A 19,830-nucleotide genomic window follows, 5' to 3' on the forward strand; every position below is an offset into this window, starting at 1 on the left:
TTTTAACAATAAGATTTTTGGGTACATAGAGAGTCAAAATATTTCAAGCTTTTTGATTTTGTATTATATTTTTTTGAATTTCATTAATCTGAAAATCCTTTCATCATTCCTTAAATTATATATTAAATAAAGGACATAATATATAACAATAAAATAAAAATTATTTTATTTATTTTTATAATCAATTATAAAAGGTGTTATTTTGAAAATTACAGCTATAGGTGCAGACATTTCTAGGAATGACGTGTCCTGTAGTAATACATTAGTAGAAAATATTGAATCTGACCTTTACAAACTTAAAGCTTTAGGTGCTAGAGATGCTGCCTTAACAAATGTAACTGGTGATGATGTAGTTATCAGTGCATTTGTAGAAGATGATTTACTTGAAAATGTTAATGAAGGTATTGTAAATATATTAAAGGACAATGCTGAAAATTTAGGTGACCTTTCAGGAATATCTCAAAGTCCGGATACTGCCGGTGAAGGCATATCTTATGCTGAAGCTAGTATTCGTCAAGACAGATATCCTGATGCTATCGTTTTAGGTTTTGATACCTATGGTGGAGAGTCATTTGTAGGAGATGCTGCCAATTCAGCTATTGAAGCAGCTAAAGGAATGAAAAATATGACTGATGTTTCTGATTTAATAGAACCTAAATCCAAAAAAATTCCAGGTGTAGGTTATGTTTCACCGGAAACTGATGATCCTGTAATAGTAGCTACTGTTGAAAATATAGAATCAGTTGGTGTAATAGCAGGTGCAATGATTGGAGCAGCACTTGGAAATAAAAATGTATATCTGGTTAAAAGAGGCACTAACTGTAATGTATTGCCTGGAAGTGTCATATTTTCTGCTACGGCTTTTATGAATGGAAATGTAATTGATTTAGCAGTTCCATTTGAAAACAAAACAAGAATTTTACGTTAAATAGGTGGTTGTTTTATGATTTTATTAGATAATGATACAAAATGTTTGGTTCAGGGGATTACTGGAAAACAGGGATCTTTTCACACTGAACAAATGTTGGAATATAATACAAATATTTTAGCAGGTGTAACTCCTGGAAAAGGCGGTCAGGACTTTTTAGGTGTTCCTGTTTTCAATTCAATTGAAGAAGCAAAAGAGGAAACCGGTGTTAACTCTTCAATTATTTTTGTACCTGCAAAATTTGCAAAAGATGCGGCATTTGAATCTATAAGACATTTGGATTTGGTTGTTATTATTTCAGAACATATTCCTGTTCATGACAGTTTAAAAATAATGAATTATGCTCGTGAAATGGGTACTACAGTTATAGGTCCAAACACTCCGGGAATCATAACTCCAGGTGTTGGTAAACTGGGAATTATGCCGACTCATATTTTTAAAGAAGGTAATGTTGGAGTAATTTCAAGAAGCGGAACTTTAACTTATGAAGTAGCCAGCCAGCTTACCCGTGGGGGAATTGGTCAAAGTACCTGTGTTGGTATAGGTGGAGACCCTGTAATCGGTACAAATTATATTGATATTCTTAAAAAATTTGAAGCAGATGATGACACTGAAGCTATTGTTTTAATTGGTGAAATCGGAGGTAATGCTGAAGAAAATGCAGCAGAATTTATTAAAGACAATATCTCCAAACCGGTAGTTTCATATATCGCAGGTAGGACCGCACCACCAGGTAAAAGAATGGGGCATGCAGGAGCTATTATTCATGGAAGTTCAGGTACTGCAGAAAGTAAAATTAATGCATTAACTGATGCCGGTGTAAGTGTAGCTAAAATGCCATCAGAAATTGTAGATTTAGTAAGGAAGTCAATTTAAATGAATTCTAAAGAAATTATTGATAAACTGTTAAATGGTGAAATGAAATTATACCAGGTAGACAAATATGTTTCACCAAAGGAAGCCACAGATATTAGAAGGGAATTTATAGAAAAAACGGCAAGCTGTGAATTGCCACATATGGCTAATTATTCTCTGGACATGGAAAAGGCATCTGCAAGAAACATTGAAAATCCGATTGGAACAATCCAGCTTCCTGTAGGTGTAGCAGGTCCGTTAAAAATCAACGGAGATTACTGTAAAAGAGAGGTTTATGTTCCCTTAGCTACATCTGAAGGAGCACTTGTAGCATCAATTAACAGAGGCGCATCAACAATTACAGCATCTGGAGGAGTAAACGCTCATGTTATTTCAGATATTATGACTAGAGCGCCGGTAATCAAAACCTCTTCAGCAACTGATGCTTTAAAAATTAAACAATGGTTTATTGATAATTTTCAGGAACTTAAAGAAATTGCAGAATCTACCACTTCTCATGGTAAGCTTTTAAAAATTGATCCGATTTTAATTGTTGGAACTTATGTTTATCCACGTTTTGTTTACTTTACTGGAGACAGTATGGGTATGAATATGGTTACTATTGCTTCAGAAAAGATTTTGGATAAATTGGCAGAAGAAACAACTGGAAGACACATTGCATTAAGTGGAAATGTTTGTGTTGATAAAAAGCCTGCAGCAATTAACATGATTGAAGGAAGGGGAAAAAGTATTGTTGCAGATATTTTAATTCCTGAAGAAATAGTAAATAAAAAACTTAAAACAACTGCTGAAGCTATTGAAGAAGTGAATGTAGCTAAAAATTTAATAGGGTCTGCAGCAGCAGGTTCTATGGCATATAATGCTCATTATGCAAATATGGTTGCAGCAATCTTTTTAGCAACAGGTCAGGATGCTGCACATGCAGTAGAAGGTTCTTTAGGTATTACAACAGCTGAAAACAGAAATGGTGATTTGTATTTTTCAGTAAATCTGCCTGATGTACCAGTAGCTACTGTTGGTGGTGGAACAAGTTTGGAAACTGCTCATGAAGGTTTGGATATCCTTGGTGTTGCAGGTTCCAATAAAGCTCGTGAATTTGGTGAAATTGTTGCAGCTACTGTATTGGCTGGAGAATTATCTTTAGTTGGTGCTCTTGCAGCAGGACATTTGGCAAGAGCTCATCAGGAACTTGGAAGAGGATAATATGGATGAAAATATATTTTATCCAGAATTAACTTTGGAAACTGATGATATTATAATGGAATTGGCTATAAAAAAAGATTATTCTAAAATCAGAGATTCAGATAAAAGAAAAGAAGAGTTTATAAAAGATTTGCATGACTTTATTGACGAATTCAGTCAGGCTGATGAATCTTTGGATTTTATAAAATATTATGATGATTAGTATTTGGAATCCAGTTTTTCAAATACTTTTTTAATATCTACTTTTGTTTCAAAACAGCCTGTTTTAGAAAGTAAAACTCCTTGAGGGCAATAATCAGAAAGCAGCATCATCATCTGATTTAAATCTTCATGACAGGCCACTCCAATAACTGCTTTAAAGTTGTTTTCTTTAACTATTTTTTTAACAAAGCTGGATCCTGGAACTATATATAAACTGTATCCCAATTTGTCTGCTTTTTTCTTAATAACTCCAATGGAACATTTACCGCATTCTGTACATATCACTCCTTCTTTTTGAAGTGCCGCCTGACAGTCCCTGTGTCTTAAACAGTGAGGTAAAAATATTAAAGTTTCCTCTGCAGGTATTTTTTTAAATTTTTCCCTATTTACATCATCTCTAACTTCGATGCTGATTCTGTCAATCATGTCATCGTCTATTTTTAACAGTCTAGCTATTGTTTTAAAAGGTGAGTAAAATACATCTACAACAAAAAGAATGAATCTTGGAAATAAAATTATGTTCTTTTTAAGCAGAATTTTACCAAGAGTAATAGCTATTATAAATAATATAATAATTAATATGATTATAAAGACTATTCCCTGTCCCAGTATTGTGTAAATAAAATCTAAAAGTTGCATTTTAATCTAAAACTTTTCAATTGTGTAATTATCAAATTCTTTGTTTAATTTAATCCCAGTTTCTGTTTTATCAATTTCTAAACCGGATAGTGAATCACAAGAACATAAAACGTCCTGTTCAGGGTGTGTTCCAGGGGTAATATTGCAGTTTAGACAGACTCTAGCACCTACAGATAGAACAGTTTCTAATCGTTTAGTAGATGGGTGATTTTTGTTTAGAATTACAAGTGGTGAATTTTCCACACGAGTTAAATATGCCTGAGAGCGGATAGCTCGTTTGTCTTTTTTAAAGTTAGATACAGCTATTAAGTCATCTTTTTCTAAAAATTGGACAATTTCTTCATTGTCCTGTGTAGCTATAAATAACATTTTATTTTCATAGGCTACTTTTATGATTCCTACCATCCCGGTTTCACCTTCCAGAAATAGAATTTCATCATTATTAAAATCAATAATCAAAGTACCACCTAAAAAATAAAAATAGAGTAAACAATTGCAGGTTTACTCTTTACATTCAACATTGTCACTTTGGCAGGATGGGCAAATTACTTTTCTGCCAAGGCCTTTGAAATCGTTTCCACAATCTAAACATCTGTATCTTTTTGTTTTTAATTTTTTCAAATCAATGTCCGCCATTGGACCTCCTGTAGAACACATTGTAAATCACCTATTATTTTAATCTATATAATATATGTTATTATGTTACTATTTATTCTTTGTTATTGTAATTTTACAGCATATTGTTATGAATAGTAATATAATTCATTGTACTTAAAATGTTTTAAATTCTTTATTTTCTTTATTTATTTGATTTTTAACTTTTTTATTTAATTTAACTAAGTTTTAGTTCAAATTTTTAAGTGTATATGATTTATATATTAAGTTTTATATAGTAAATATCAGCATATCGAAAGACATCTATATGCATTTCGATGTATATAATTTACAAGTTTTATCTAATTAAATCCAATATATTTCGGATTTTATTAGTTTTGATTAAATTTTTAATCTATTTGATGTGTGTTTTACAATAAATGGAGGTAATAATCTTGTCTAGTAAAAAAATCAGCAAGAATCTTTTGATTTTAATGGCTTTAATATTTGCTATGTTAGTTATTCCTGTATCTTTTGCAAGTGATAATTTAACTGATACAAATACTATTTCATTAAATCAGTCATCTGATGCTAGTCAAATGGCTATTGATGATTCAGGTTCTCTTGGTGATGCGGGAGATAAATCGATTTATGTTTCTACAGCAGGTAGTGACACTGAAGGCAGCGGATCTTCAGACAGTCCATATGCTACTGTTGGAAAAGCTTTAAATGAAGCTAATGGAAACCAAAATTTAATTTTTATATCAAATGGTACATATAAAGAAAACAATCTGATTATTAAATCAAATGTAAACATTACAGGTTTAGGTGATGTAACAATTGATGGAAATAAGGCTGGGGGTATTTTTACAATTGCTGTTAATAATCTTGATGTTGAGTTTAGGAATATTAATTTTGTAAATGGTAAAATTACTGAAGAGAGGCATAATGGTGGTGTTATTTGTATTGAAAATAATGGTGGATTTGTTTCTGGTGGAACTTTACTTGTAAATAATTGTACCTTTGTAAACAATACTGTTGAGAATAAATTTGGTTATGGTGGAGCTATTTATAATACTAGGTATGATTTAACTATTAATAATTCTGTATTTGTAAATAATAGTGCTCCTTGGAATGGTGCTGTAACAAATACTGGTGGAAATCTTTTAGTATTAAATTCTGTATTTGTTAATAATGTTGCAAGTAGTAATGTAGCTAATTGGGGTGGTGCTATCAGATCAAATGGTGGAATTTTAAATGTAACAAAATCAGTATTTATTAATAATGTTGCTTCTAAAGGTTCAGCAATTATGGTTGCATCTTCAGTCACAAAAGCAAATATAAATTACTGTATATTTGAAGGTTATAATACAACTATTCCGGTAATTGAATCTAATATTAAGACTATTACAGTTGATGCTAATTATAATTACTTTGGAACTAATGTTAATCCTGTAAATTTTACTTCCGGTAATATGAATCTTGCTTATTGGACTGTTTTAGGTGTAACTCCTGAAGTTGGTGAGATTATTGCTGGTGAGAGTGTTAAGTTGAATATTGATTTTACTAAGTATACTGATGGTACTGGTGTTTATGTTCTTAAGGAGGCTATGCCTGCTTTAACTGTAACTTTAAAACCTACTATTGGTGTTGTTAATCCGACAACTGTTATTTGTGAAAATGGAATAGCTAGTGTTAATTACACTTCACCGGTAACCGGTAAAGAGATAATTTACATAAATGCTCCTGAACAAGTAGGAACTTTAGAATTCAATGTTTTAAGTAAAGAAATTAATATTATCTATGTTTCACCAAATGGTGATGATTCAAATAGAGGTACTAAAGACAGCCCACTTAAAACTTTAGATGCAGCTATAGCTAAAAACCATGAATATGGTGGAGGCAAAACTATTTACTTATTTGATGGTAATTACATTGCATCTAATTTAAATATAACTGATAATGTGACTGTCATTGGTCAGTCTAAAATGGCTATTGTTGATGCTAAATCTAAAACATTTATAACTACATCTGATGTCAGTGTTAACATTCTTAATTTAACAATTAAGGATGCAGTTAATGGAATTATTAATAATGGTGATATGGCTATTGAAAATGTACTATTTTCCGGCAATAATGTAGCTATTTTAAACAATAAAAAATTAACTGTTGAAGACGCTAATTTCATTAATAACAATGGAGCTATTGTAAATACGGGTAATTCAATTATTAAACAGTCTAATTTTGACAATGATAACAGAGCAATTTCATCAACTGCAGGTAGTGTAACTGCAATCAGTTCCAAATTTGTAAACAACAAAGATTCTGGAATTTATATTGAAAACTCTACTCTTTCATTAGCTAATAATGTTATGGAAAATAATAATGTAGCTAATATTTACATTAAATCCGGTTCAATTGTATCAAATGTTAATGTTGTATTCTTAAATAATAAAACTGTAAGAGCTCAAAACAATGATTCAATTGTAATTGGAGCTGCAATTACTGATGATGCAGACAACACAATAACTGGTGGAAATATTACATTTACTGCTAATGGTAAAGTATTGGGAACTGCAGGTATTGTTGATGGAATAGCTAACTACACTATAACTAATATTGCTAATGGAATCTACACTATTTCAGGTACTTCTTCAATCGGATCTAATTTAATTATTAAAACCGGAATTTTAAATGTTTATAGTGCTTCATGGTTTATTGGTAATGTCGGATATGAAACATTAGCTGATGCTGTTAGTGCAGCAAAAGACGGAGATGTTATTGAAGGTTTACCAGGTATTTACAGATATAGTGAACCTGTTGAAATCAATAAAAACATTATTATTAAAAATAGAGGTCAGGGAGAAGTAATTCTTGATGCTTCATTAAATAAAGATAATTATATTGTGTATCAAATAGGAAAAGAATATATAAATAATATTTTACGTATTCCACAAAGAGGAATTGTCGTTGGTTTATATAACTTAACATTTATTAATGCATATAATCAGGGACATGGTGGAGCTGTTTACAACCACGGAATATTATCTGTTTATAATTGTACTTTCATAAATAATACAGTTGTAGGAGATCCTGATCATGATTTTAATTATGGTGGAGCAGCTATCTTTAACTATAACGGTCAGTTAACAGTTAGTGATTCTTACTTTGTAAATAACACTGGATATGAAGGTGGAGCTATCTATGCAGCTGCAGATTCTGATGTGGTAGCTATTCTTGATATTAACAATACTAAATTTGAAAATAATGTGGCTACTACAGTTAATGATGGAGGTGGTGCTATCTATGCAGGAAACTACCTTAAATTAATTGTAAATAATACTGAATTTATAGCTAATAAAGCTCCAACAAAAAATCCAAAAATGATTGCTGGAGGAACTGGAGGAGCAATATACATAAGATCAACTATTGAATCTTTAATAGAAAATTCCAACTTTGTTAATAACTCTGCATTCTATTGGGGTGGAGCTATTAAATCTTATGGTGCTAAATTCAATATAACTAACTGTAACTTCACTGGTAATTATGCAGGAGCATCTGGTGGAGCTCTACACTTTGGAAGGTCATCATTTGGTTCTGATATATCAACTATGATTAATAATTGTTTATTTAGTAATAATGATGCAGGTTCTATTATTAGTGCTGGTGGATCAAATAATAGGGGTGGAGCTATTTGTGTTGAAGGTATTATTGCAGTTTATAACTCTATATTCTACAAAAACACAGCTGTTGATGGTGGAGCTATTTATGCAGGATTTGTAAATAGTATAATTGACAATTGTACATTTATAGCTAACAGTGCTGTTAATGGTGGTGCAGTTAACAATTATCATAATTCACTTAATATATCTAACAGCTGCTTTGAAAGAAATATAGCAAGTTATGGTGGAGCTATTGTAAATTACCAAACTTACGGTTATGCAAACTTCTTAAACAACACTTATAAAGATAATAGTGCTGCTTATGGTGGTGCAATTTATTCTACTAAAGGATTTAATGCTTATTCATTAGATGTTTTATACTCTGAATTTGTAAACAACTCTGCATCTGCAGACGGTAATGAAATTTATGTTATTGGTAATGCAAACATCAATTACAATTCATTTGTAAATAGTATTCCAGTAAGTATTCCGGATATTTATGTTGATGCTAAATCTGTAAACTATGTTTCAATTGAAAACAATTGGTGGGGAACCAGCAATCCTGACTGGGATAAAATATTGTCTGATACTAATGTAAGCATTCCTAAAGTTTATGCAGTTTTAAACGGAACTCTTGAAGAATCTGGAATCGCTACATATGATTTAATCATTAATATGTACTGGAATGGAACTAAAAATCAAACTAATATTTCAAATATTCCAGCAAGATTAGTTAAATTAAATGCAACTGGCGGATCATTTAGTATTGATGAAGGTAAATTTGTAAATGGTGTATTTGATTCTGAATTTACAGCAAAAACCATTAAACAATTTGTAGTCATTGCTTCTATTGATAATGAAGTAATTAAATTTAATTGTACTAATTTAGATACAAGTTCAGTTAATGTTACTGTTACTGGTGGAGACAGTCTTAGAGACACTGTTATTTCTGTTGTTGTAAGTCCAAATAATGCTACTGGAAATGTAACATTTAATATTGCAGGTAAAGATTATGTAATTGATTTAGTAAATGGTAAAGGAAATATTACTATTTCTGATTTACCTGTTGGAGAATATAATGTTAATGTAACTTATAATGGAGATAATAATTATTATCCTTCTTCTACAGTAGCTAAACTCAATATAACATTTACTCCTAAAACTTCTGTTAATGTAACTGTTAATAAAGGTGATGATCCAAGGGATAATGTTATTTCAGTTATCGTTGACCCTAAAGAAGTTACCGGTAATGTAACTGTTAATGTAGACGGTAAAGAATATATTGTGGATTTAGTAAATGCTAAGGCTAATATCACTGTATCTAATTTAACTGCTGGTGAACATATAATTAATGTTACTTACAATGGTGATAAAAACTATGATTCATCAAATGTTACTGTTAAATTCAATGAAACATTCAGTCCTATTGTTAATCTGACTGTTGCTGATTTGGAAAAATACTTTGGCGGATCTGAAAAACTTGAAGCTGTTTTAACAGATTGTTTAGGTAAAGCTATTGTTAATGGAACTGTTATTTTCACAATCAACGGTAAAGACTATGTTAAATACACTGATAAAAATGGTAGTGCATTTATGAGCATTAATTTAGTTCCAGGTAAATACAACATTACAGTTAAATTTAATGGAACTGGTCTTTATAATCCAATGACTGTTAATAGTAGTGTAACTGTCAAATCTACGGTTATTGGTAATGATATTGTTAAAATGTTTAGAAATGGAACTCAGTACTCTGCTTTATTCCTGGACAGTAATGGTAATCCTTTAGCAAATACTACTGTTAAATTTAACATTAACGGTGTTTTCTATACTAAATCTACTAATGATAAAGGTATAGCTACTTTAAACATCCAATTGCTTCCTAAAGAATATATCATAACCAACTATAATCTTGTTACTGGTGAGGAAAACTCAAATAAAGTCACTGTCAAATCTTTACTTGTAGATAATCATAATCTGGTTAAATATTACTTAAATGAATCCAGCTATACTCTTAAGGTTATTGGTAAAGACGGTAAAGTTGCAGCTGGTCAGGAAGTAACCTTCAACATCAACGGAGTATTCTATCACAGGGTATCTGATGATAATGGTATTGTCAGTTTAGGTATTAAGTTACGTCCGGGCACTTACATTGTAACTGCTGAATATGAAGGCTGCTGGGTATCTAACAACATTACAGTATTGCCAACTTTAATTACCAAAGATCTTGATATGAAATACTTAGACGGCAGCAACTTCACTGCACAAACATTAGACGGTCAAGGCAAGCCATTAGCTAACCAAAATGTATCATTTAACGTAAATGGTGTCTTTTACCATAAAACAACTGATGAAAAAGGTATAGCTAACTTGAATATTCGATTAAACCCAGGTAAATATATCATCACATCTATCTGGAACGAATACCAAGTTGGAAACAATATTACAATTGCTTAAAGTGAATAAATTTTTACTTTATTCACTTCTTTTTTTAGGCTTCCACAATAATTATTAATATAATAGCGAACAAATTACTATTTGATAAAATTATATTTAGGTGATTTTTTATGAAAGCAGATGCTACTAAAATTACTGATGGAGTATATTGGGTCGGTGTATTAGACTGGGATTTAAGAGATTATCACGGTTACAGTTTAGATGGAACTACATACAACTGTTATTTAGTATTTGGTGAAGATAAAGTAGCTTTAATTGATAACGTATATCCTGGAACCTCTGCACAGTTATGGGGCAGAGTAAAAGATGCATTCCAGCAAGAAGGAAGAGACTTTAAAATAGATGTAATTATTCAAAACCACATTGAAAATGATCATAGTGGTTCACTTCCGGAATTTGTTAAAAAATTCCCTGATGTTGAAGTTTATTGTTCACAGATGGCTGTAAATGGATTAAAAAATCATTTACCATCTTTAAAAGACTATGATTTCAATGTTGTAGGAACTGGAGATAGCTTAGATTTAGGTGGAAAAACTTTAGCATTTGTAAATGCACCAATGCTTCACTGGCCGGACAGCATGTTTACATTATTAGTTGAAGATGGAATATTATTCTCTAACGATGCATTTGGTCAACATATATGTCTTAGTGAAAGGTTTAGTGATGAGGTAGAAGAATCAATCCTAATTAAAAATGCACAAAAATTTTATGCTAATTTAGTTGTTAATTCTTCTTTAATGTATAATAATAAGATGAAAGAATTAACTGACCTGGATTTAGTCAGTAAAGTTAAAATGATTGCGCCTTCTCATGGTCAAATCTTTAAAGACCCTTCATTAATTATTAATAAATATAATGAATGGGCCAACGGTGTATGTAAGGATAAGGTAACTTTAATTTATGACACTATGCACCATTCAACCCAAAAAATGGCTAAATCTATTGCAGAGGGTATTATGTCTGAAGGATTTGAAGTTAAAATGTACTTCCTCCATGAAGATGACAGAAGTGATGTTGTAACTGATGTTTTAGACAGTAAAGCAATCTGTTTAGGTGCACCTACTATTATGAACAAACCGTATCCAAGTGTTGGAGACATTATTTATTATTTGGATGCTCTTAACTTTAAAGCAACAGGATACACCAAAAAAGCAGTAGTGTTCGGTTCTAAAGGATGGGGTGGAGGAGCTAATAAAAAAATGAGTGCTGAATTGGAAGCTGCAGGTTTTGATGTTGTTGATCAATTTGACACTATTTTCATACCTGATGATGATGTTTTAGATCAATGTTATGATTTAGGTAAAAAATTAGCCCAATCTTTAAAAGATGAATAATTTTTTTTTATTTGTCTTTATACTTTTTTTTTAAAAAAATAAGAATGAAAGTTTTTATAAACTTTCAAAATTTAATTTTATTTTATAGTTAACCAATAATAAAACGTTTAACTATAACAGTTTGGGAAACAAATGATTCTCCGAATGTTGCAGTACATATATGGTATGTAGTTCCCCAATCTGCATTAATATATATGATGGCATCGATTATACCAAATTTCTTAGTAGTGCCTTTATAAATGATTCCATTTATATTAAATGTTACTAGTTGATTAGCTAAGGGGTTTCCTTTTTCGTCAAGAGTTGTTGCTCTGCATTGAGCATAAGCCTTTCCATTACCAATAGACATTACAGGTATAACATATCCCCCAGGCAGTATTACATTTGATGCATTATTTAAATCTAGCAGTTGTATTCTTGACACTACATTAATGTTATTGGATTTTTCTTCACCTGTAACCAGGTTGTAAACCGTTACAATATAGTTTCCAGGATCTAGGTTAATATTTAACTGAGCTACTCCTTTTTCATTGGTTTTACGTTCGGAGAATATTCCATTTATATTGAAACGCACGGTTTTATTAACTAAAGCTTTTCCAGTTTTATCATACAATGTAACTGAGTATTGTGTTGCATTTTTAAAGTATTTTGTAAGGTCGCTACCGTTAATACTTGATAGAACAGTTATATTATTAGTTATTGTTTCATTGGTGGTTGGATTGTATGATATTATTGTATAGTTACCTGATTCTAAATTAATATTTAATTTGGCAGTACCCTTATTGTCAGTTGTTTTAATATAGCTTACTCCATTAACACTAAAAGTTATATTTTTATTAGTTAGTGGAGTTCCATTTTCATTATAAAATGTAGCACAGAATCCTTTATCATTTTTATAATATTTCTCTAAGTTATTTGAGATTATAGATGATTTATTTCTAAGTTCATTAGATGGGGCTATTGATTCATCTATTAAAACTTCATTTAATGGATTAATATCGTTTGTAGTATTAACATCAATATTTTGTGCACTTACACTTGAAATGGAAAATAGTGCTAATGTTAATAGCAATATTAAAACTATTTTCTTAAGTTTCATAATAATCACATTTTTTAATGTAAATTAATTTTTGCATTATGTAATGTATATGTTACATTTTATATTATATATATGTTATGTAATTTTGAATATGCTAAAGTTTTTATATAACCTCAAACTCATTATTAATATATAAAACTTTTTGATTTTATATTGTTTTTTTATAGAAATTTATTAATTAAGGTGATATGATGGCAAATCAACCAATATTCATTCTTCCTGAAGGTACTGAAAGGTATTCTAAAAGAGATGCTTTAAGAATGAATATTACAGCAGCTAAAGTTTTAAAAGATATTGTAAGAACTACTTTAGGTCCTAAAGGAATGGACAAAATGTTAACTGATTCATTAGGTGATGTTATTGTTACTAATGATGGTGCAACTATAATGAGAGAAATGGATATCACTCAACCTGCTGCTAGAATGCTTGTAGAAACAGCTAAAAAACAAGAAGACATTGTTGGAGACGGAACCACTTCCGTTGTTGTAATAGCTGGTGAATTATTAGTTAAAGCTCAAGAATTATTAGAAGATGGAATTGCAACTTCTGTTATTGTAAAAGGTTACAGAAATGCAGCAGCTAAAGCTATTGAAATTTTAAACAATGTAGCTATGGATGCTGATGATAGGGAAACTCTTAAAAAAGTAGCTATGACTGCTATGACCGGTAAAGGATCAGATTATGCTAAAGATAAATTAGCTGATTTAGTAGTAGATGCAGCTTTAAGAATAGCTGAAGATGGTGAAATCGATATTGACAACATCAATATCCAAAGAATTTCCGGAGATTCAGTTGAAGATTCATTTTTAGCTGAAGGTATTGTTATGGATAAAGATCCAGTATCTAAAAACATGCCTACTGATGTTGAAGATGCTAAAATTGCTTTAATTAAATATCCTATTGAATTAAAAGAAATCAACACTGATGCTAAAATTGATATTACAGACCCTGCACAATTTGAAGCTTTCTTAAACAATGAAGAAGAAATGATTAAAGATTTAGTAGATAAAGTTGTTGCATCTGGAGCAAATGTCTTATTCTGTCAAAAAGGTATTGACGATATGGCACAACACTACTTAAACAAAGCAGGAATCATGGCTTATAAAAGAGTTAAAAAATCCGATATGGAAAGAATCAACAAAGCTACCGGTGCTCAGTATGTAACTGATATTGAAGATTTAACTGCTGACAAATTAGGTTCTGCAGGTCATGTATATGTTGATAAAATATTCGACCACAAATTAACTTTCATTGAAGAATGTGAAAATCCAAAAGCATCTTCAATTGTACTTAGAGGAAGTACCCGTTATGTAACTGAACAAATTAGCAGAGCATTAGATGATGCTTTAGGTGTTGTAGCAGCTACTATTGAAGACGGTAAAGTTCTCATTGGTGGAGGAGCTTGTGAAATTGATTTAGTAAAAGGATTAAGAGCATATGGTGAATCTGTAAGTGGAAGAGAACAATTAGCTATTTTAGCTTATGCAAATGCAGTTGAAGTTATTCCAAGGACTTTAATTGAAAATGCTGGTTTAGATACTATTAATTTAATTGCAGAATTAAAAGCTGCTCATGAAAACTCTTCAACTACTGGTATTAATGTATTTACCGGTAAACTTGTTGACATGGAAGAAGCTGGTGTTATTGAACCACTTAGGATTAAAACACAAGCTATTAAAGCTGCTAGTGAAGCTGCTGAAATGATATTACGTATTGATGATATGATTGCAGCTAAAAATGCATTAAACTCTCCAGGTCCTGATGAATCTGGAAATGATGCTAGCGGAATGCCTCCAATGGGTGGTATGCCTGGAGGTATGGGTGGTATGCCACCTATGATGTAAAATTATTTACATCTTTTTTTATTTTCTATTTTTCTTGCTTATTTTTCAATTTACTAAATTTTTTGGTTTGTTTTTTTATATAATTCAATTCAAATTAGTTTTTTTATTTTTTATAAATTGTTTGTCATTTTATTTTAATTTAAATGAAATTTTCATAATCTTTTATAATTTCATAATCTTATAAAACTTAAAAGATTACTTGTTGTAATTTTAACTTATTATCCTTTAAATCAATATAATTTTTATTAATTTCTTAATATTCTGGGGTTTTAATACTTAATTTTTTAAATTAGAACTATTTAAGCAGTTTTATTAAATAAATAGATTTATATACAATATTCTTAATATAATTAAGTACTGAAAATAATTTTTTAATTTATAGTTAAATTAAATTTATAATGGAGGTAAATGATTTTGAAAAAACGTGTAATAATCTTTGCACTGGTGATTCTAACTGTATTTTTGTCAGTTAGTGCAATCTCTGCAATGGATGTAAATACTGTTGACTCAAATTCTACAGTATTAACAGCTCCTGATGATTCTATATCTGTTAATGAATCAAATAATAATGTTGTTTCTTATAGTAATGTTATTGAAGAAAATAGCAATAATGTAATTGGAGAGAGCAACCAACAAAAAGCTGTTAATTTAGATGCTCCTAGTATAGAAATGTATTATAAGAATGGTACTAGGTTCATGATTAATTTAACTGATGAAAACGGAATTGGATTAGCTAATCAATCTATAAGTATTGTAATTAATGGTGTTACTTATAATAAAGTCACTAATGAAAGTGGTTTAGCTTCTATGGGTGTAAATTTATACTCTGGTTTGTATAATGTTACTGTGAATTACAAAGGAACAAGCGAATATGCTCCAGCTAGTACTACTTCACTTATTAAAGTAATTCCAACTATAAATGGTGATGATATTACAAAGTTCTATAGAAATGGAACTCAATATTATGCTACTTTTTTAGATGGTTATGGCAATCCTTTAGTTAATACTACTGTTAAATTTAATATTAATGGTGTATTTTATACTCGTGATACTAATGATAAAGGTGTAGCTCGTCTTGGTATTCAACTTCGTCCTAACACTTATATATTAACTGCATATAATCCTAATGATGGTTATGAATGTGCAAATACTGTTAAAGTATTGCCTACTGTTGTAGCTGATGATTTAAATAAATTATATTTAGATGAAAATCAATTTTATGCTACTTTCTTACATGGTGATGGTACTCCTTTAGTTAATACAAGTGTTGCTTTCAATATTAATGGTGTACTTTATCATCGTGATACTAATGACAAAGGTGTAGCTAAACTTAATATTAAGTTATATCCTAAAACATACATCTTAACTGCATACCATCCACTTGATGGATATGATGTAGGTTACACTATTACTGTTGTTGATTCTGTTAACACTATTATTAAAACACAACACTATGATTTTATAGCTGATGATAATAAAGTTGTAAGTATTACATTATATGATCAGTTTAATCATACTGTAAGTAATCAAAGTGTCAGTCTTAATGTTGGTGGTGTTACATATACAAGCACTACTGATAGTAAAGGTATAGCTAAATACAATATTAACTTAGCTACTCCGGGTAATTATACTGCAACTTATAACTTTAATAAAAATGGTGGGTATTTAGCGTCTAGTACATCAAGCACTATTTCTGTTTATGAAGGTAAAGATGTAGTTTTCACACCTGAAGATAATGTAGTATTAAAAGGTGATGCATTTTCAGTTTTAGTAAAAGATGACGATGGTAATTTAGTAATTAATAAAAATGTCTACTTTAATATAAATGGAGTTAATTATTTAAGGGTAACTGATAAAAATGGTGTTGCTAGTATAAATCTTAGATTAGATGTTAAAGTATACAGCATATCATATACATTGAATGATACCGGTTACAAAAAAGTCACTGGATCAACTATTGTATCTTTAATAGATACTAATAAAACAGTTATTCATGGTGATGATATTACTGTAGGTAAAAATGCAGGTCAAAAGTTCAATGTTTTATTGACTGCAGGCGGAGTTCCTATAGTTAATAGAAATGTAATTATTAATATAAATGGTGTAAATTATACTAGAACTACTGATAACAATGGTATTGCTAGTTTAACTATTAGTTTAAATACAGGTACTTATTATATTACTTATTTATTTAAAGGAGATTCTAAATTAGCTCCAAGTAATGGTGAGGCATATTGTATTGTTGTAGATAGAAAAGATTCATCATTTACTGTTAATAGTGGTACTGTATTTACTCAAAATTCAAATGATGAATTTAAAGTTTTACTTAAAAATGGTGATGGCAATCCAATATCAAATGAAAAGGTTATATTTACAATTAATAGTGTAAATTATACCAAAACAACTGATGCTAAAGGAATTGCTAGTTTAAATATAAAATTAGGAACTGTAGGTACATATGAAATATCATATAAATTTGCAGGCAATAATGAATATTTAGGCTGTGAAGGCACTAGTTCAATTGTAATAACTAAATACATTAATAATGGAAACGGATACTGGGTTCAAGGAGTTAATATGTATAATGTAGACTTAACTAGTCTAGCAGCTTCTGGAACAGGCAATATTTTCTTAAATTTCTATGCATTCACTAAATATGGAGAATCTAGTGTATTATCATGGATTAAGCAAGCTAATTCTTATGGTATCAAAGTTCATATATGGATGCAGGTATTTTATGATGGTGGATGGCTTTCTCCATTAAATAGTGACGGATCCATGAACACAGCTTTATTCAATGAGAGAATAGCTGAAGCTAAAAAATATGCTGCACTTCCTGGTGTGGCTGGTGTTCACTTTGATTATTTAAGATATCCTGGTACTGCATATAAACATCCTGGTGGAACTGAAGCTATAACTGAATTTGTAAAATTAGCTACAGCTGCTATACGTAGTGTTAATCCTAATTGTTTAATTTCTGCAGCAGTAATGCCTGAGAAAAATGATGCATATGTATATGGTCAGGATATTCCAGTTATCAGTAAGTATTTGGATATTATAGTTCCTATGGCTTATAAAGGAAATTATAATTCAGGAACCAGTTGGATTTCATCAATCACTCAATGGTTTGTTGAAAATTCTAATGGAGCAACAATTTGGGTAGGTTTACAAACATATGTCTCTGATAATGATATTACAAAGTTGTCAGCCTCAGAGTTGTCAAATGATGCTCAAGCAGCATATAATGGTGGTGCAAGTGGTGTTATGATGTTTAGATGGGGTGTTTGTAACTTTATTGATTTCAATAAATTAAACACTCATAATGTTACTCCATCTTATGGCGATTCTGTATCTGTAAGTTCTATTGTAGGGGCTTCCGCATCCTTAAAGAAATATATTGAAGCTAATGGTGTATTGCCAAAGTTTATAACTATTGGCAATTCTAATTATACAATGCCTCAGTTTTTATACTTAATGACTAAAGCTGCTGAAGAAATAGGCAACAGTGATTCCAAAGCAATTACTGCTATTTTAGTTAATGCTTCATCTAAAACTTCTGGTGATGTAATCAATAAGCAGTTAGTAAAATCTGAATTTGTATCATTAGCTAAAACATTAGCTGATTATATTGCTGCAAATGGTGTAGCTCCAGGTAATATTTCAAGTACTTTAGGTGATATTAAATATGAATCATTAATTTATGCATATGCAAGGATTTTATCATATTATAACTCTAACAGTGCATTTCCTAACTTTGTCTTTGTTACAAATTTATTGGACAATTATTCCTTAACAGTTACAATGAAAGTAAGTGCTGGAGGCACATCTTACAATCCTGGTGTGTTCTACACTACTGTTTGGTTAAATTATTGTCCTCAATGCGGGTATTACGGAACTTTATTAATTAATCCAAAAGGTACTGCAGAAGGAGAGCTTACCTGTGCATACTGTGACTGTGATTACTGTGGTGTTTCTGGTAAGGAGAAAATTTCATCTTCTACTAATGTGTTAACTAGATTAACTGAAAGTATTCCAGAATCTTCAGGTAAAGTAGGGGATAATATATCTATAAATGCCATATTGTCTGCGGCTAAGGTTTTAAAAGCACATATTCAAGCAAATAATGCATTGCCTGATTATGTAATTTTAAATGATGAACAGTATACTTTATCTCAATTCTTATACTTGATGAGTAAAGCTATTGTGAATATTAATGGTGGTAATTTAGGAGATATTGCTGTTGTTGGAGCATCCAGTCCGTCTACTCCAAGTGGTGACAGAATAACAAGTAACCTTAATAAAACTGAATATTTGGATGTTGCATCTAGAGTTTCTCAGTTTATCATTAACAATGGACAAGCTCCTAATTATGCATCTTCAAGTGCCGGTAAAATAAGCTATTCTGAATTATTAGATGCATTTTCAAGAATATTGGCTTATTATGCTGATAATAGTAAAACATTACCTAATTCAGTATTTATTAATAATACTATGGATTCTGGAGCTTCAGTAAAAGTTGCTGATAAAGCAAAAGATTTGGTCAGAGGTATAGACTCTACATGGGATAAGGCAGATGCTTTATTTAAATTTGTTAGAGATAACATTGCCTATAAAATGTATTTTGATACAGTTTATGGTGCTGAAGGTACTTTAATTAAAGGTTATGGAAACTGTTGTGACCAAGCACAATTATTGGTGGCAATGGCAAGATCTGTTGGTTTAACTGCTAGATTTGCTACAGGTAAATGTGTATTTACAAGTGGATTGGATGTTGGTCATGTCTGGGTTCAATTTTACATTGATGGAAAATGGGTTGTTGCTGATCCAACAAGTACCAGAAACTCTTTAGGCGTAATTAAGAATTGGAACACTAATTCTTACATTAACAAAGGAACTTATGATGTTTTACCTTATTAACTCAATTTTTTGAGTTAATACTTCTTTTTTTATTTTTAAAATTTTTTTTTAATATTATATTTAGGCTATCCCAAACTTT

General features: G+C 30.4%; 12 protein-coding genes. 8 read left to right on the forward strand and 4 right to left on the reverse strand.

The genetic code is table 11. From position 1 onward, the window contains the following. Positions 1–202 precede the first annotated feature (202 nt). Genes ACMC9J_RS08145 through ACMC9J_RS08160 form a run of 4 tightly spaced genes read left to right on the forward strand, consistent with a single transcriptional unit; the run spans position 203 to position 3,209 of the window. Positions 203–928 carry a hypothetical protein gene (locus tag ACMC9J_RS08145; protein WP_019265645.1) on the forward strand — a complete coding sequence of 242 codons (726 nt, stop codon included), beginning with the start codon at positions 203–205 and terminating at the stop codon, positions 926–928. 15 nt (positions 929–943) lie between these two features. Further along, positions 944–1,804, forward strand: a complete 861-nt coding sequence (gene sucD / locus ACMC9J_RS08150; RefSeq protein ID WP_019266204.1) for a succinate--CoA ligase subunit alpha — start codon at positions 944–946, stop codon at positions 1,802–1,804. After that, positions 1,805–3,007, forward strand: coding sequence for a hydroxymethylglutaryl-CoA reductase (NADPH) (gene hmgA / locus ACMC9J_RS08155; RefSeq protein ID WP_427003209.1), 1,203 nt, complete (start codon positions 1,805–1,807; stop codon positions 3,005–3,007). It begins immediately after the preceding gene. A 1-nt stretch (position 3,008) separates the two neighbouring features. Further along, positions 3,009–3,209, forward strand: a complete 201-nt coding sequence (locus ACMC9J_RS08160; RefSeq protein WP_011953765.1) for a hypothetical protein — start codon at positions 3,009–3,011, stop codon at positions 3,207–3,209. Here the strand turns inward: ACMC9J_RS08160 and ACMC9J_RS08165 are convergent. From ACMC9J_RS08165 to ACMC9J_RS08175, 3 genes are read right to left on the reverse strand one after another with little or no spacing between them, the layout of a single operon-like run. Further along, complete coding sequence (locus ACMC9J_RS08165; protein WP_019265643.1) at positions 3,206–3,847, reverse strand: DUF116 domain-containing protein; 642 nt, start codon at positions 3,845–3,847, stop codon at positions 3,206–3,208. The genes ACMC9J_RS08160 and ACMC9J_RS08165 overlap by 4 nt on opposite strands. Positions 3,848–3,853: 6 nt before the next feature. Beyond that, positions 3,854–4,306 carry a hypothetical protein gene (locus ACMC9J_RS08170; RefSeq protein WP_427003210.1) on the reverse strand — a complete coding sequence of 151 codons (453 nt, stop codon included), beginning with the start codon at positions 4,304–4,306 and terminating at the stop codon, positions 3,854–3,856. A 42-nt stretch (positions 4,307–4,348) separates the two neighbouring features. Next, positions 4,349–4,504 (reverse strand): hypothetical protein, encoded by a 156-nt coding sequence (locus tag ACMC9J_RS08175; protein ID WP_004034277.1) that lies wholly within the window; start codon positions 4,502–4,504, stop codon positions 4,349–4,351. A 392-nt stretch (positions 4,505–4,896) separates the two neighbouring features. On the opposite strand from ACMC9J_RS08175, the gene ACMC9J_RS08180 reads away from it, so the two are divergent. Both ACMC9J_RS08180 and ACMC9J_RS08185 read left to right on the forward strand, forming a co-directional pair. Continuing rightward, positions 4,897–10,557 (forward strand): Ig-like domain repeat protein, encoded by a 5,661-nt coding sequence (locus tag ACMC9J_RS08180; protein ID WP_427003211.1) that lies wholly within the window; start codon positions 4,897–4,899, stop codon positions 10,555–10,557. A gap of 110 nt (positions 10,558–10,667) precedes the next feature. After that, the gene (locus ACMC9J_RS08185) at positions 10,668–11,891 is read left to right on the forward strand and encodes an FprA family A-type flavoprotein (protein ID WP_427003212.1); all 1,224 of its coding nucleotides are present in this window, start codon (positions 10,668–10,670) and stop codon (positions 11,889–11,891) included. An 88-nt stretch (positions 11,892–11,979) separates the two neighbouring features. On the opposite strand, the gene ACMC9J_RS08190 is transcribed toward ACMC9J_RS08185, so the two are convergent. After that, complete coding sequence (locus ACMC9J_RS08190) at positions 11,980–12,990, reverse strand: adhesin (protein ID WP_427003213.1); 1,011 nt, start codon at positions 12,988–12,990, stop codon at positions 11,980–11,982. A gap of 188 nt (positions 12,991–13,178) precedes the next feature. Here ACMC9J_RS08190 and thsA point away from each other — a divergent pair, with 188 nt between their 5' ends. Together thsA and ACMC9J_RS08200 are read left to right on the forward strand one after the other, a co-directional pair. After that, positions 13,179–14,834 (forward strand): thermosome subunit alpha, encoded by a 1,656-nt coding sequence (gene thsA / locus ACMC9J_RS08195; protein ID WP_019264142.1) that lies wholly within the window; start codon positions 13,179–13,181, stop codon positions 14,832–14,834. Positions 14,835–15,242: 408 nt separating this feature from the next. Continuing rightward, the gene (locus tag ACMC9J_RS08200) at positions 15,243–19,751 is read left to right on the forward strand and encodes a pseudomurein-binding repeat-containing protein (protein ID WP_427003214.1); all 4,509 of its coding nucleotides are present in this window, start codon (positions 15,243–15,245) and stop codon (positions 19,749–19,751) included. Positions 19,752–19,830: the final 79 nt, after the last annotated feature.

The organism is Methanobrevibacter intestini (assembly GCF_047402955.1).
Lineage (GTDB): Archaea > Methanobacteriota > Methanobacteria > Methanobacteriales > Methanobacteriaceae > Methanocatella > Methanocatella intestini.

Excerpts from the sequence above, each read along its gene's own strand:
- sucD (WP_019266204.1), top strand. The coding sequence starts at position 944 with ATGATTTTATTAGATAATGATACAAAATGTTTGGTTCAGGGGATTACT.
- hmgA (WP_427003209.1), top strand. The coding sequence starts at position 1,805 with ATGAATTCTAAAGAAATTATTGATAAACTGTTAAATGGTGAAATGAAA.
- ACMC9J_RS08160 (WP_011953765.1), top strand. The coding sequence starts at position 3,009 with ATGGATGAAAATATATTTTATCCAGAATTAACTTTGGAAACTGATGAT.
- ACMC9J_RS08165 (WP_019265643.1), bottom strand. The coding sequence starts at position 3,847 with ATGCAACTTTTAGATTTTATTTACACAATACTGGGACAGGGAATAGTC.
- ACMC9J_RS08175 (WP_004034277.1), bottom strand. The coding sequence starts at position 4,504 with ATGTGTTCTACAGGAGGTCCAATGGCGGACATTGATTTGAAAAAATTA.
- ACMC9J_RS08185 (WP_427003212.1), top strand. The coding sequence starts at position 10,668 with ATGAAAGCAGATGCTACTAAAATTACTGATGGAGTATATTGGGTCGGT.
- ACMC9J_RS08190 (WP_427003213.1), bottom strand. The coding sequence starts at position 12,990 with ATGAAACTTAAGAAAATAGTTTTAATATTGCTATTAACATTAGCACTA.
- thsA (WP_019264142.1), top strand. The coding sequence starts at position 13,179 with ATGATGGCAAATCAACCAATATTCATTCTTCCTGAAGGTACTGAAAGG.
- ACMC9J_RS08200 (WP_427003214.1), top strand. The coding sequence starts at position 15,243 with ATGATTTTGAAAAAACGTGTAATAATCTTTGCACTGGTGATTCTAACT.